Source organism: Clostridium moutaii (genome assembly GCF_041205085.1).
GTDB lineage: Bacteria > Bacillota > Clostridia > Clostridiales > Clostridiaceae > Clostridium_B > Clostridium_B moutaii.
The window spans coordinates 129,371-144,032 of the sequence record NZ_JBGEWD010000010.1; the positions used below are offsets into that span (position 1 = coordinate 129,371).

Consider the following 14,662-nt stretch of genomic DNA (forward strand, 5'->3'; position numbering starts at 1 on the left):
CCATGATCTTGTTAACACCTCTACTATGTAAAGTGGAGGTGTTAACAAGGTTACGATTCTGGATAAGTTCTTCTAAGGTTCGAGTGGAGACATTCCTTATGAACAAGCTCCAACTGAGCCTTAGAATTACTTGATGATATGGTTTTATTGCAGGTACATTTCACCTACTTTAAAAACATCTCCTGCTCCTATAGTCAAAAATAAATCACCTTCATTTAAGTTATCTTTTAAATATTGAACTATTGAATTAAAATCTTTAATATTGCTGCATTTTATTCCCCTTTTTGAAATAGCCTTGGCCAGCATAGCGGAGCTCACTTCTCCAGTATCCTTTTCCCTTGCAGGATATATATCTGCCAGTATCAGTTCATCTACATTGTCAAAAGCAGAAGTAAATTCCTTAAATAAGTTTATGGTTCTTGAAAATGTATGGGGCTGAAAAACACAAACTATTCTTTTATGAGGATAGTTTTGGGCAGCACTTAAGGTTGCTTTGATTTCAGTAGGGTGATGGGCGTAATCATCTACTACTGTTACCCCATTTTTTTTACCTTTAATTTCAAATCGTCTATGAGTGCCTTTAAAACTTTCCAGGCCCTTTTTGATATCTTCCATTGATATATTTAAAATTAAGGAAACAGCTATGCTGGCTAGAGCATTTAATACATTGTGTTTGCCGGGAATGTTTAGGTGCAAGGAAAGTACAGCTTTATTATCCTTGTATACTTTAAAATAGGCACATCCCTTTTCATCAAAAAATATGTCCCCAGCTGTAATGTCGCCGCCATCTATTCCGTAGGTAATTACATTGCAGTTTACATTAGATATTACTTTTACCATCCTTTTATCATCATCGCAGCATACCAAGTATCCATTATGAGGAATCAGCTTGGCAAACTTTACAAAGGCGTTTTGTACATTATCTATGTTTTTGTAATAATCAAGGTGGTCAGCATCTATATTTAAGATTACACCTATAAATGGAAAAAATTTTAAAAAGGATTCCTTGTATTCACAAGCTTCTGTAATAAAATATGGACTATTTCCTATTCTAACATTTCCATTTATGATATCCAGATTGCCTCCTACTAGTATAGTGGGATCTAAATTGGCATTGAGTGTTATAGAGGATAACATAGAGGTAGTAGTGGTTTTGCCATGGGTTCCGGATACTGCTACATTGTATTTGTGACCTTTCATTATACTCCCTAAAAATTCTGCCCTGGTCATCAAGGAAATATTTAGAGCCTTAGCTTTTAAAAGTTCCTCATTATCTTTGGAGATGGCAGCAGTATATACGACTAAATCTATATCTGGAGTTATATTTTCAGCAACTTGGCCTATATATATTTGAGCACCTATTGATTTTAACTTATCTGTTGTAGGGGAAGCCTTAATGTCAGAACCTGACACCTTAAATCCCTTTTCAAGTAAAATTTCAGCCAGACCACTCATGCTTATTCCACCTATACCTATAAAGTGTACTTTTTTATTTTTTATAAAATCAAATGACAAATCAAATCACTCCTTCATATTAACTAACCTATCAATAATTATATACAAAAATTAGTTAAAAAACACAAGAAAATTATATTTCTATGATAAAATATGATTTATTCATAGGGATGTTTCATGGATAAAGGTTATGATAAATAAGTATTGATTAAAAACAACTTTTAGAATACAATATGAATAATAGAATAAGATCTTAGAATATCATTCGTAAGATCATGTAGATAGGTGATAAAATGCAAAAATTTAGTAGAAATCATAGAATAGCGGCAATAACAAAAGTATTACTTGAAAATCCCAATAAGATAATGGGTTTAAATAATTTTACTGAGATGTTTAATACTGCTAAATCAACAATAAGCGAAGATATAGTGGTAATTAAAGACACTTTAAGTAAATTAAATATGGGGAGAATGGACACTGTGGCAGGAGCAGCAGGTGGGATCAAATATATATGTGGGATATCTCCTGAAAAGACTAGAAAATTTGCTGAAAAGTTATGTATTATTTTGAAAAATAGAGAAAGAATAATACCAGGCAATTTTTTATATATGACAGATATAATGTTTAATCCTAAGATAATACATACGGCAGGAGTGATTTTAGCATCTATTTTTATAGAAAAAGGTATCGATTGCGTAGTTACAGTGGAAACAAAGGGAATACCATTAGCTTATGAAGTTGCTAGAATGCTTGGAGTTCAACTTGTAGTTGTAAGGAGAGAAACAAAGTTTACAGAAGGATCTACTTTAACTATAAATTATGTATCAGGTTCTACAGGGAGAATTCAAAATATGTCATTATCTAAAAAGGCATTAAAAAAAGGAAGCAGATGTATCTTTATTGATGACTTTATGAAGGCAGGGGGAACTGCCATGGGTATAATTGATCTTTTAAAAGAATTTGAAAGTGAACTTTTAGGCATAGGATTTCTAATAGATAATGTAGGAATTCCTAAGAAGTTAGTGCAAAATTATGTATCAATAGTGGATTTTAAAGGTATTGATGAAAATGGGAATGCCTCATTATCTCCTTCACAAATGTTTAACTAATAAAATTTTCAAAAAATTTTATTAGTTTTTAATAAAATAAGAAGGAAAAATATAAAATATAGAGAATAGTATATACATAAGCATCTTGGAGGTGGATTTATATGCAAATTACAGACGTTAGGGTAAGAAAAATTGCTGCCGAGGGTAAGATGAAAGCTATTGTTTCAGTAACCTTCGATAACGAATTCGTAGTTCACGATATAAAAGTTATAGAGGGACAAAACGGTCTTTTTATAGCAATGCCAAGCAGGAAAACTCCTGATGGGGAATTTAAAGACATTGCTCACCCAATAAATACTCAAACAAGGGAGAAAATACAAAAAGCCATTCTTGATGAGTACGAAAAAGTGAAAAGTGAGGAAATTGCTACCGAGCAAAAGACGGAGGAATAATAAAAGGGAGTATTTTACTCCTTTTTATTATTCCTCCATCTTTTTTGCATTTAAATATATTTGAAAAATACTTTTTTAATCACTATTCCGAAAATTACCTATAAGGTTGCAAATAATTTTCATATAAAATATAATATTATAGGATGTTTTAATAATATAGTGTAGAAAAAAGTGGATTTATACCACGAAGAGGTGTTAAAATGTATAATTGTGCTATAATATTAGCGGCTGGCGAAGGGAAAAGAATGAAATCTTCTACCCCTAAGGTATTGCATAAGATCTGTGGAAGAGAAATGGTGAACATAGTTATTGATGTTGTAAAAAAAGCACAAATAGAGGATATAAATGTTGTGATTGGAAATGGAGCAGAACGAGTAAAAACAGTTACTGAGAGCAGAAATGTAAAGTATTCTTTTCAGGATAGGCAATTAGGCACAGGACATGCGGTTTTGTGTGCTGACGATTTTTTAAGGCACAAAGAAGGGACAGTAGTTATATTTACGGGAGACTCACCTTTAATAAAAGCGACTACTATAAAAAACATGTTGAGTTTTCACAATAATGGTAAATACAAAGCTACTATATTGACATCTATAGTAAATGATCCTACTGGATATGGAAGAATTATAAGGGAGAAAAACGGAGAAGTACTCAAGATAGTTGAACATAAAGATTGTTCAGCGGAAGAATTAAAAGTTAATGAAATAAATTCAGGAATGTATTGCTTCCATATAAAGAGTCTTGTTGAAAGCTTAAATAAATTACGTAATGATAATGCTCAAGGCGAGTATTATCTAACGGATATTATAGAAATATTAAAGAGTAATGGAGAAAAAATAGGTGCACTTCCAGTAAATTTTGAGGAAGTTATGGGGGTTAATTCCAGAACACAGCTTTCAGAAGCTGAAAAGGTTATGAGAAATAGAATAAATAGGATACATATGGAAAATGGAATTACACTTATTGATCCTGACACCACTTATATAGGTTTAGATGTTACAATAGGCAAGGATACTATAATATATCCTGGAAATGTGCTCCAGGGAGATACTACTATAGGAGAAAATTGTATATTATATCCTAATTCCCGTATAAAGGACAGTTTAATAGATAATAATGTTACAGTGCAAAGTTCGGTGATATTGGAAAGTAAAATAGGTGAAAGTGTTACTATAGGGCCTTTTGCTTATATAAGACCTGAAAGTGTAATAGGTAAATCCGTTAAAATAGGTGATTTTGTAGAGATAAAGAAATCTACTATTGGAGATAAAACGAAAGTATCTCATTTGACATACATAGGTGATGCCAAGGTGGGAAAAGGATGTAATTTTGGTTGTGGAACTGTTGTGGTGAATTATGATGGCAAAGTGAAAAATAAAACTTTAATTGGAGATAATTCATTTATAGGATGTAATACTAACCTAGTGTCACCAGTTAAGGTAAATGATGATACATACATAGCAGCTGGATCCACTATAACAGAAGAAGTGCCTGAAGGTTCACTTGCTATAGCCAGGGCCAAACAAGTGAATAAGGAAGGCTGGGTATATAAAAAAGGATTAAAGAAATAAAATTTTAGGAGGGCTTTACACAATGATAACCCATGGTAAAAATATTAAGATTTTTGCGGGAAACTCTCATCCTGAATTGGCTAAAGAAATAGCAAATATTTTGGGAGCTACAGTTGGAGATTCGAAAGTTTCAACTTTTAGTGATGGAGAGATATCTGTAGATATTAATGAAACTGTAAGAGGAATGGATGTATTTATAGTTCAATCTACTAATGATCCTGTAAATGATAATTTGATGGAACTTTTGATTATGATTGATGCATTTAAGAGGGCATCTGCAGGGAGAATAACTGCGGTAATGCCTTATTATGGATATGCCAGGCAGGATAGAAAGGCTAAAGCAAGGGATCCAATTACAGCAAAGCTTGTAGCAGATATATTGACAGCAGCTGGAGCGGATAGAGTTCTTACTATGGATCTTCATGCAGCACAAATTCAGGGATATTTTAATATACCTTTAGATCATCTTTTAGGAGCTCCTATTTTAGCAAAATATTTTATACAAAAGGGATTTGATGAGAGAGAGGATATAGTTGTGGTTTCCCCAGATCTTGGAAGCGTAACAAGAGCTAGAAAATTTGCAGATAAACTTCATGCAACCATAGCTATTATAGATAAGAGAAGACCAAAAGCCAATGTATCGGAAGTAATGAATATAATTGGAGATGTAAAAGGTAAAACTGCTATATTGGTAGATGACATGATAGATACAGCTGGGACCATAACAAATGGCGCTCAAGCACTTATGGACAGAGGGGCAAAAGAGGTTTATGCATGTTGTACTCATGCCGTGCTGTCTGGACCAGCAATAGAGAGAATAAAAAATTCTGTCATAAAAGAGTTGATAATGTTAAACACAATAAACCTACCGGAAAGCAAAATGCTGGATAAATTTAAAATATTATCTATAGCTCCAGTGTTTGCAGAAGCCATAAGAAGAATATATGAAGACATCTCAGTAAGTAAATTATTTGAAGATTAGCTGAAGAAGAGCATGTAGAATCCATTTTCTACATGCTCTTCTTTAAAAATATAGATTTATTTTGTAACTTATTTGTAACTTTTAAAAGGAGAACAGTATTTATATAAAAATATATGATAGATTTAATATATGTAGCAGTTAATTTTTAAATAATTATCAGAAATTATAAATATTAGTGTAATGAATTAGGAAATATAGTTGATAATAATAAATAGATAATATAGATGACATAGATAAAAAAGATTGATTAGGAGGATAATGATGGAGGGCTCAATAGGCAAGATTTTGATTGTAGATGATGACGAAAATATTTGTGAAGTAATAAAGATGTATTTAGAAAGTGCAGGATATAAAACGCAAATTGCAAATGATGGTAAAACAGCAGAAACATTATTTTTGGAGTATAAACCGGATTTAGTACTACTGGACATAATGCTTCCAAATATAGATGGTATAGATGTTCTTAAATGGATACGAAAAGAATGTGAAACTCCTGTAATTATGCTTACTGCAAAGGGAGAAACTTTTGATAAGGTTTTAGGACTTGAGCTCGGGGCGGATGATTACATAGTAAAACCTTTTGAAGCAAAGGAGATGCTGGCTAGAATTAAAGCAGTGCTGAGAAGATATAGTGTGGATAATGACAGTAAAGAGGTGCTGAAATTTGAACAGTTGACTATTGATATAAATTCATATACGGTTGTTTATAAAAACGAAGAAATAAAAATGCCCCCGAAGGAATTTGAACTGCTATATTATTTAGCAAGCAATAAAAATAGGGTATTTACCAGAGAGCAGCTATTATGTGAAGTCTGGGGATATGATTATCCTGGAGATTCCAGAACAGTAGATGTGCATATTAAAAGGCTTAGGGAAAAACTTCAAGGTGGACTTAGCTGGCAAATAGAAACAGTATGGGGTGTGGGATATAAGTTTGAGGTGAAATAGATGAAAAAGGGTTTATTTTCAAAACTTATGGCTGCATTTATTGCAATTATTATAGTAAGTTTTGTAATGACAGCAGCTTTTTTATCCTATTGGTTTGAAAGTTATTATTTTGAACAGAGGGAAAGTGAATTACTTAAAGAGTCTCAATTCATAAAATATAGGGCAATTCAATATTTAGATGGGGATTTGACACCAGATGATATAAATGAAACCTTAACTTATATAGGAAATTATCTATCGGCAGATATATGGCTTGTGGATAACTATGGTTATGTATATTCCGTATCAAGAAGTGAACATAAAAAGTTGATAGCTACCTCAAAGCAGATAGTTACTAGCGATTTAATGGAACTTAGAGAAAACAAAACAGTAGACAAGACAGAGACTTATTCAAATATATTTACAGCTCCAGTACATACCTTTGAGGTACCAATTTTTTCAAATAAGGTATTCAAAGGCGCTATAATGATGCATACATCCATAAGTGAGTTAAGAGGTCCTTTAAAAAGAGTATATGAAATAATATGGATATCAGCAGTTTTTGCTATTATAATATGCTGCGTTGTAATTTATTATTTATCTCAGAGGATAATAATAAAACCACTTAAGGTAATTAATTATGCAGCAGATAAAATATCTAAAGGAGAGGTTGAAAAAAGAGTTGAAATTGAATCAAATGACGAAATCGGGGAACTTGCAAAATCTTTTAACAGTATGGCAGATTCTCTGGAACAAGTGGAAAAAAACAGAAGAGAATTTATATCCAATGTATCCCACGAGATAAGATCTCCAATAACATCTATAAAAGGTTTTATTGGAGGAATGATTGATGGTGTTATTCCAGCAGAAAAACAAAGTTATTATCTATCTGTGACCTATTCTGAAATACAGAGGCTAACTAGGCTGGTAAATGATCTTTTGGATTTATCAACTATTGAATCAGGGCAGCTTAAGCTTAGAATAGAGAAAGTGGATATAAATGAGGTTGTAAGATTATGTGTTATAAAATTTGAAACTAGAATAAATGATAAAAGGCTTAAGGTAGATGTACTTTTAGAAGATGATAAGCTCTATGTAGCAGCAGATAAGGATAGAATAACTCAGGTGGTTACAAACCTGGTAGACAATGCTATAAAATATGTAAATGAGGATGGAAATATAAAAATTTTCACCAAGATAAAGGGTGAAAAAGTATTTACATCCATATATAATGATGGCTCCAGTATACCAGAGCCTGATATGAAACATATATGGGATAGATTTTACAAACGTGATAAATCCAGAACTTCAAAGATAAGTACAGGGCTTGGACTTCCCATTGTAAGGAGTATACTTACCCAATTAGGTGAAGATATATGGGCTGAGAACAAGAAACCTAATGGAATTATGTTCACTTTTACTTTAAAAAGAGTTTAACAAATTATTTTATTTTGTTCATATTTGTGTAAAACTTTTTTATTATAATAACTCTAGATTTTAGATATTATGAGGTGTATTTAATGGATAATAACAACGGATATGATAACATAAAGGATGTTTCATGGGAGAACGTAGAATCCGATAAAGCAAAAATAAAATTTATAAATAGCAAAAGAAGATCAAATATGATAAGGCTGGGAAAAGTATTTTGCTTTATATTGGTGGCCGCCATTTCAGGAGGTGTATCCGGAGCCTATATGAGCAGCAAAAAGGAAGCCACTAAAATTTATACACCTAATAATCAAGTAGTAGTTGAGTCACATGAGAGTACTGGTAAAACTAACTCGCAAAATACATCACAAAATTCCATAACGGAAGTGGCAGAAGCTGTTAGCCCTGCAGTAGTAGGCATAAGTAATAAGGCAGAAGATTATTTTGGAGTACAGGATTTAGGAAGTGGATCTGGGATTATAATCGACTCAAATGGATATATAGTTACAAACTATCATGTAATACAGGGAGCAGACAAAGTTATGGTTAAACTGTCCAGCGGGAAGATACTGGATGCGTCTGTAGCTGGTGTGGATGAAAAATCGGATCTGGCTGTAATAAAAGTGAATGCAAAAAATCTTCCTATAGTTAAATTGGGTGATTCCTCTAAAGTGAAGGTGGGAGATATTGCAATTGCTATAGGAAATTCCCTAGGTGGAGAATTTCCAGGTTCAGTTACGGCGGGTATAATAAGTGCATTAAATAGAAAAATAGAGTATAATGGAGTTATATATAAGGTTATTCAGACAGATGCAGCTATGAATCCAGGAAACAGCGGGGGACCTCTTTGTAATATACAGGGTGATGTTATAGGCATAAACAGTTTGAAATTAGGGACTGATTCTAATATAGAGGGAATGAGTTTTGCCATAACTATAAATGAAGCAAAGAATATAATAAAATCACTTATGAGCAATGGCAAAGTTTCAAGGCCTGATCTGGGTATAGGTGGGGAAAGTGTAATATCCCAGGATAATAAAATTCAGGGGATATATGTTCAACAAGTGGAAAAGAATAGTGGGGCTTCAGCTGCCGGTATAAAACCTACGGATATATTAATAGAATTGGATGGAAAGAAAGTAAAGAGTATATCAGATGTAGAAATTATATTAGAGGGATATAAAGTTGGAGAAAAAATTCAGAGTAAGATTTGGAGAGATGGGAAAGTTATAGAAACGGAAATAACCTTATCTGAAATTAAATAAAATAAATAGAGAAAGAAGTTTAAATTATGGTATCAATACTGGGATTGGAGCAAATTAATGTTTTTGATAGTTGGTTTGGGAAATATAGGTACGAAATATGAACATACAAGACACAATATAGGATTTGATTCTGTGAACTTATTGAGCGATAAGTATAAAATTCCTATAAATAGGAAAAGATTTAAGGGACTTTGCGGAGAAGGTATAATAGAAAACAACAGGGTGATATTATTAAAACCAAGTACTTATATGAATTTAAGTGGAGAAAGTGTTATAGAAGCTGTAAATTTTTATAAGATAGATAGCAATAACATAATAATAATGCACGATGACATAGATATTCCCGTTGGAAAACTTAGGATAAGAACTCATGGAAGTGCAGGAGGACATAATGGAGTGAAAAATATAATACTGAATTTAGCTACAGACCAATTTCTAAGGATAAAAATAGGTGTAGGTCAGCCTGAAGGACAGCTTATATCCCATGTTTTGGGTAAATTTTCCAAAGATGACAGAATTCATATGGAAAAGGTTTTAGCAGCTAGTGAAGAAGTGATAGAATGTATTTTAAAAAGTGGTGTAGAAGAAGCCATGAATAGATTTAATGGATTGACCCTATAGGTTTGTGTAAATGAAGCTCTGGATCTAATTGGTTTCTACATAAATAAAATAATTTGGTGAAAGAACCGTATAATCTCTCTAAAAGAAAGAGATTGACGGTTGTTGTGCGTTTAATTAAAGATGTTTAGGGTTAGAGTTTATAGATAAATATTATGGTGAGTAATTTCATTGAGTTATAATGGATGAATAAATTTATAGGGTGGTTGTTAAGATGAGATTAGAAGGGCTTATGAAACCTATTAAAGAAAGTAATAAGTTTAAAAATATTATAAATGAAATAGGCAGAAAGAAGTTCCCAGTAGGAGTATATGGGCTTTCAGAATCTGCTAGAAGCTATTTAATATATGGAGTATATGAAACGTTGGATAGACCGGTTTTAATTGTCACTCACAGTGATGTAGAAGCTAGAAAGCTGTACGAAGACTTATCCTTTTATTTACCACAAGTATATTATTTTCCGGCTAAAGAGGTGGTATTCTATAATATAGATGCTATATCTGGAGATTTGAGATGGGAAAGGCTGAAAGTAATAAGAGAAATATTAAATCCACATAAAAAAATTATAATAACTTGTGTGGAGTCATTAAGTTCTGTGTATATTCCTGTGGAATTATATAGAGATTACATATTTAAAGTATCAGTAGGAAACAATCTGGATTTAAAAAATATTACCGAAAAACTAATTCAATGTGGATATGAAAGAAGTGAAGTTGTAGACTCAAAAGGACAATTTTCTATCAGAGGAGGTATAATGGATATTTATTCTCCTATCTCGGAAGAACCATACAGGTTGGAATTGTTTGGGAATGAAGTGGAGTCTATTAGAAGTTTTAATTTGGAATCTCAAAGAAGTATTGAAAAAGTAGATAGCATAGAAATTTTTCCTGCTAGAGAAATTATACTTGATAAAGATAAAATTGAAATAGGAAAAAAAGGCATACAAGAAGATTTGACAGTAGTATCAGAAAAACTAAAAAAATTAAAAGACAACGAAGCAGTTAAGAGAATAAAGGAGATCACAAAGAAGAATCTAGAGACTCTTGAGCAAAGCTGGAATTTTGAAACTATTGATAGCTTTTTACCATACTTCTATCATAAACCTTCTACTTTCTTAGACTATGTAAAGGATTATTTTATAGTCATGGATGATGTGCAAAGGTGTGAAGGTAAATTAAATAGCGTATATTTTGAGTTTGAAGAAAACTATAAGAGTTTTTTGCAAAGAGGGAATATATTGCTTAAACAGAGCAAAATGCTGATTGATAGATCTCAGCTAACTGAAAAACTCAAAGATAGGGAAAGTATTATATTGGATCCTATCGCCAAGGCGGTTAAAACATTTTTACCTGTTTCCATAATAAATTTTTCACAAATCACCCTTAATAATTACCATGGTCAAATGGATTTGCTTATTGAGGATATAAGGGATAAAAGATCCAAGGGTTTTAAAATATTGATTTTGTCAGGTACAAGACCTAGAGGAGAAAGACTGGTGGACACTTTAAGGGACAGGGATATAGACAGCAGTTATAAGGATGTAATACGTGAAATTGAACCCGGAGAAGTAGTTATAACTTTTGGAAGTCAGCTAAAAGGATTTGAATATCCAGAACTTAAATTAAGTGTAATTTCAAGTAAAGAAGTTTTTGGAGAGGCCAGAAGAAAAAATATAAAGAAAGCTGCAAAAAAAGGAGCAAGTAAAATCAAAAGTTTTACGGAGTTGAAACCGGGGGATTTTGTAGTTCATGTCAACCATGGTATAGGTGTGTATAAAGGTATAAAGCAGTTGGAGTTTCAGGAACATAAAAAAGATTATCTGGAACTTGTATATGAATCTGATGATAAATTATATGTGCCGGTGGAACAGCTTGATATGGTGCAAAAGTATATAGGCTCTGAAGGCAAGACGCCTAGAATAAGCAAATTGGGAAGCTCAGAATGGGCAAAGGTCAAAAAGAAAGTAAAAAAGTCAATAGAGCAAATAGCAGAAGATCTGGTAAAATTATATGCAATTAGATCAACTTTAAAAGGATATAAATATTCAAAAGATACAGTATGGCAAAAACAGTTTGAAGATGAATTTCCCTATGAAGAAACACCAGATCAATTGTCAACTATCCAGGATATAAAGGAAGATATGCAATCAGATAAAGTCATGGATAGGCTGCTTTGCGGAGATGTGGGTTATGGTAAGACCGAAGTTGCCGTAAGAGCCGCTTTCAAAGCTGTAATGGATGGAAAACAAGTTGCATTTTTAGTTCCAACTACAATATTGGCACAGCAGCATTATAACAATTTTATTCAAAGATTTTCAGATTTTCCTGTAAAGATAGACATGATAAGCAGGTTTAGAACTCCTGCCCAGCAAAAACTTACAATAAAGGCTGCAAAAGTTGGAAATGTAGATATACTAATTGGAACTCATAGAATACTGCAAAAGGATGTTCAATTTAAGGATTTAGGTCTTCTTATAATAGATGAAGAGCAGAGATTTGGTGTTAGTCATAAAGAAAAAATCAAAAAGATTAGAAAAAATGTAGATGTATTGACTTTAAGTGCAACACCTATACCGCGAACCCTTCACATGTCTCTAGTAGGAGTTAGAGATATAAGTGTTATAGAAACACCTCCAGATGAGAGGTATCCTATACAAACTTATGTGGTAGAATACAATGATCAATTGATGAGAGATGCTATATTGAGGGAAATAAACAGAAACGGGCAGATTTATTTTGTATACAATAGGGTTGAACATATAAAAGAAAAGGCTGCTTACATATCAAAATTAGTTCCAGAAGCCAAGGTGGCAGTGGCTCATGGTCAAATGCAGGAAAGAGAACTTGAAAACATAATAGTGGATTTTATGAAAGGTAAATATGATGTTCTTGTATCTACTACTATTATAGAAACCGGTATGGATATACAAAATGTGAATACCATGATAATATATGATGCAGATAAAATGGGGCTATCCCAGCTCTATCAGCTGAGGGGAAGAGTCGGTCGAACCAATAAGATAGCTTATTGCTATTTGACCTATAGAAAGGATAAAGTTCTTACAGAAGTGGCGGAGAAGAGGCTGAAAGCCATTAAGGAATTTACTGAATTGGGATCTGGATTTAAAATAGCCCTGAAGGATCTGGAAATAAGAGGAGCTGGAAATATGATGGGGGCATCACAGCACGGTCATATGGCAGCTATAGGGTATGATTTATATTGCAGAATGTTAGAGGATACTGTTAAGTTAATAAAGGGTGAAATACACAAGGAACCAGTGGAGACTACTGTAGAATTAAAGGTCGATGCTTATATACCGGATAATTATATAAAAAATGAAGTGCAGAAGATAGAAGTATATAAGAAAATAGCGGCTATAAATTCCTATGATGACATGTTAGATGTAAAGGAAGAATTAGAAGATAGATTTTCTGATATACCAACTTCAGTGCAAAATCTTATGGACATAGCTTATATAAGAAGTATAGGCAAAGAACTTGGAATAGAGGAGATAAAAGAATCAAAGGGAGAAATTGCTTTTATATTTGAAAGTGAAAATAGAGTGAATAAAAATATAATGCATGGACTTTTAAAGAACTATTCGAAAAAAATAGTTTTAAAAATGAATAAAAAACCTGGTTTTGGATATAGATTAAAAGATGTAAAGAGAGAAAATATTTTGAATGATATTAAGGAAATTGTTAAATATATGCTACAAATATGTGAACAAAAATAGCTTTGTAGTAAAAATATTTTTATGTTAAAATTAATTTGTATTTTGTAAGACATAAAAAAGAGTGGGGGAGTAATTGTGAAAAATATAAAAAAATTGGCAACCGCTGCATTTATAACGGTATTTACACTTTCAATTGCCGGGTGCAATATGATAGAGAAAACACCAGAAGCTATAGCCAATAGTGCTGTAGCAGTAGTTAATGGAGAAAAAATCACCAGAGGGGATTTGGATAAAAATCCAAATACCATGCAGTTGTTAAGTCAGGCTAAGCAGCAATATGGCGAAGATTATGCTAAAAATCAAGATGCTGTCAGTACCATAAAGAGTCAGAAGGAACAGATACTTGATGACATGATTACAAATAAGGTAATTGAGCAAAAAGCTAAGGAATTAAAACTTTTGCCAGATGAAAAAAAACTGGAAACAAATATGAATAATCAAATTGCTCAAATAAAAAAACAGCAGTTTGGAAACAGTACTGAACAATTTGATACAGCATTAAAAGCTCAGGGTTTTACTGAAGAGTCATTTAAAAGTATGTATTTATCTCAATTGAAAGATCAGGAAATACAGCAAAATGTAAGTAACAGCCTTACAAAGAATGTAAAAGTAACTGATAAACAAATAACAGACTATTATAATGCAAATAAAGATAAGTTTACAGAGCAGACTGATAAAATGCATTTGGCACATATACTTGTAAAGACTAAAGCTGAAGCTGTGAAAGTAAAGGCAAGATTGGATAAAGGGGAAGATTTTGCAAAAGTTGCAAAGGAAGTTTCCCAGGATACAGCTACTAAGGATAAGGGCGGAGATTTAGGAACCATAAGCTATGATGATTCCCAGTATGATGCTCAGTTTATGGCAGGGGCAAAAAAATTGGCGAAAGGAGCCATATCGGATCCTGTTCAAAGCAGTTTTGGATATCATATAATAAAATGTATAGATAAACAGGAATATCCTGTTAAGGCTCTTAGCAAGGTTAAAGATCAGATAAAAAAACAATTGGAAGATGATCAAAAAAGTAAATTAGTTTCTCAGAAGGTTCAGGAATGGAAAAAAGCTGCTACTATAACTAAAAATGAAAAAAACATTATGTAAATATATTTTTACATACTGAACTGACCCCCGTAAGTTAGACCTAAAAATCTAACTTATGGGAGGTCAGTTTTTTAT

General features: G+C 32.4%; 11 protein-coding genes. 10 read left to right on the forward strand and 1 reads right to left on the reverse strand.

The window, feature by feature from the left end; all coding sequences use genetic code 11:
- Positions 1–144: 144 nt before the first annotated feature.
- Positions 145–1,515 carry a UDP-N-acetylmuramate--L-alanine ligase gene (gene murC, locus AB8U03_RS11695; RefSeq protein WP_369704732.1) on the reverse strand — a complete coding sequence of 457 codons (1,371 nt, stop codon included), beginning with the start codon at positions 1,513–1,515 and terminating at the stop codon, positions 145–147.
- A 233-nt stretch (positions 1,516–1,748) separates the two neighbouring features.
- Between murC and purR the strand changes: the two genes are divergently transcribed.
- The 10 genes from purR (at position 1,749) to AB8U03_RS11745 (ending at position 14,587) form a co-directional block, all read left to right on the forward strand.
- Positions 1,749–2,564 carry a pur operon repressor gene (gene purR, locus AB8U03_RS11700; protein WP_369704733.1) on the forward strand — a complete coding sequence of 272 codons (816 nt, stop codon included), beginning with the start codon at positions 1,749–1,751 and terminating at the stop codon, positions 2,562–2,564.
- 101 nt (positions 2,565–2,665) lie between these two features.
- Complete coding sequence (gene spoVG, locus AB8U03_RS11705; RefSeq protein WP_369704734.1) at positions 2,666–2,956, forward strand: septation regulator SpoVG; 291 nt, start codon at positions 2,666–2,668, stop codon at positions 2,954–2,956.
- Between the two features lie 200 nt (positions 2,957–3,156).
- Entirely contained in the window at positions 3,157–4,527 is a 1,371-nt protein-coding gene (glmU, locus tag AB8U03_RS11710) for a bifunctional UDP-N-acetylglucosamine diphosphorylase/glucosamine-1-phosphate N-acetyltransferase GlmU (protein ID WP_369704735.1), read from the forward strand.
- A 22-nt stretch (positions 4,528–4,549) separates the two neighbouring features.
- Positions 4,550–5,509, forward strand: coding sequence for a ribose-phosphate diphosphokinase (locus AB8U03_RS11715; protein ID WP_369704736.1), 960 nt, complete (start codon positions 4,550–4,552; stop codon positions 5,507–5,509).
- A gap of 261 nt (positions 5,510–5,770) precedes the next feature.
- Entirely contained in the window at positions 5,771–6,457 is a 687-nt protein-coding gene (locus tag AB8U03_RS11720; protein WP_369704737.1) for a response regulator transcription factor, read from the forward strand.
- Positions 6,458–7,873 carry a sensor histidine kinase gene (locus AB8U03_RS11725; RefSeq protein WP_369704738.1) on the forward strand — a complete coding sequence of 472 codons (1,416 nt, stop codon included), beginning with the start codon at positions 6,458–6,460 and terminating at the stop codon, positions 7,871–7,873.
- Between the two features lie 83 nt (positions 7,874–7,956).
- Entirely contained in the window at positions 7,957–9,132 is a 1,176-nt protein-coding gene (locus AB8U03_RS11730; RefSeq protein ID WP_369704739.1) for a S1C family serine protease, read from the forward strand.
- Between the two features lie 57 nt (positions 9,133–9,189).
- Positions 9,190–9,753 (forward strand): aminoacyl-tRNA hydrolase, encoded by a 564-nt coding sequence (gene pth / locus AB8U03_RS11735; protein WP_369704740.1) that lies wholly within the window; start codon positions 9,190–9,192, stop codon positions 9,751–9,753.
- A gap of 211 nt (positions 9,754–9,964) precedes the next feature.
- Entirely contained in the window at positions 9,965–13,486 is a 3,522-nt protein-coding gene (gene mfd, locus AB8U03_RS11740) for a transcription-repair coupling factor (RefSeq protein WP_369704741.1), read from the forward strand.
- 75 nt (positions 13,487–13,561) lie between these two features.
- On the forward strand, positions 13,562–14,587 hold the full coding sequence (locus AB8U03_RS11745) for a peptidylprolyl isomerase (protein ID WP_369704742.1): 1,026 nt from the start codon (positions 13,562–13,564) through the stop codon (positions 14,585–14,587).
- Positions 14,588–14,662 lie beyond the last annotated feature (75 nt).

Excerpts from the sequence above, each read along its gene's own strand:
- purR (WP_369704733.1), top strand. The coding sequence starts at position 1,749 with ATGCAAAAATTTAGTAGAAATCATAGAATAGCGGCAATAACAAAAGTA.
- spoVG (WP_369704734.1), top strand. The coding sequence starts at position 2,666 with ATGCAAATTACAGACGTTAGGGTAAGAAAAATTGCTGCCGAGGGTAAG.
- glmU (WP_369704735.1), top strand. The coding sequence starts at position 3,157 with ATGTATAATTGTGCTATAATATTAGCGGCTGGCGAAGGGAAAAGAATG.
- AB8U03_RS11715 (WP_369704736.1), top strand. The coding sequence starts at position 4,550 with ATGATAACCCATGGTAAAAATATTAAGATTTTTGCGGGAAACTCTCAT.
- AB8U03_RS11720 (WP_369704737.1), top strand. The coding sequence starts at position 5,771 with ATGGAGGGCTCAATAGGCAAGATTTTGATTGTAGATGATGACGAAAAT.
- AB8U03_RS11725 (WP_369704738.1), top strand. The coding sequence starts at position 6,458 with ATGAAAAAGGGTTTATTTTCAAAACTTATGGCTGCATTTATTGCAATT.
- AB8U03_RS11730 (WP_369704739.1), top strand. The coding sequence starts at position 7,957 with ATGGATAATAACAACGGATATGATAACATAAAGGATGTTTCATGGGAG.
- pth (WP_369704740.1), top strand. The coding sequence starts at position 9,190 with ATGTTTTTGATAGTTGGTTTGGGAAATATAGGTACGAAATATGAACAT.
- mfd (WP_369704741.1), top strand. The coding sequence starts at position 9,965 with ATGAGATTAGAAGGGCTTATGAAACCTATTAAAGAAAGTAATAAGTTT.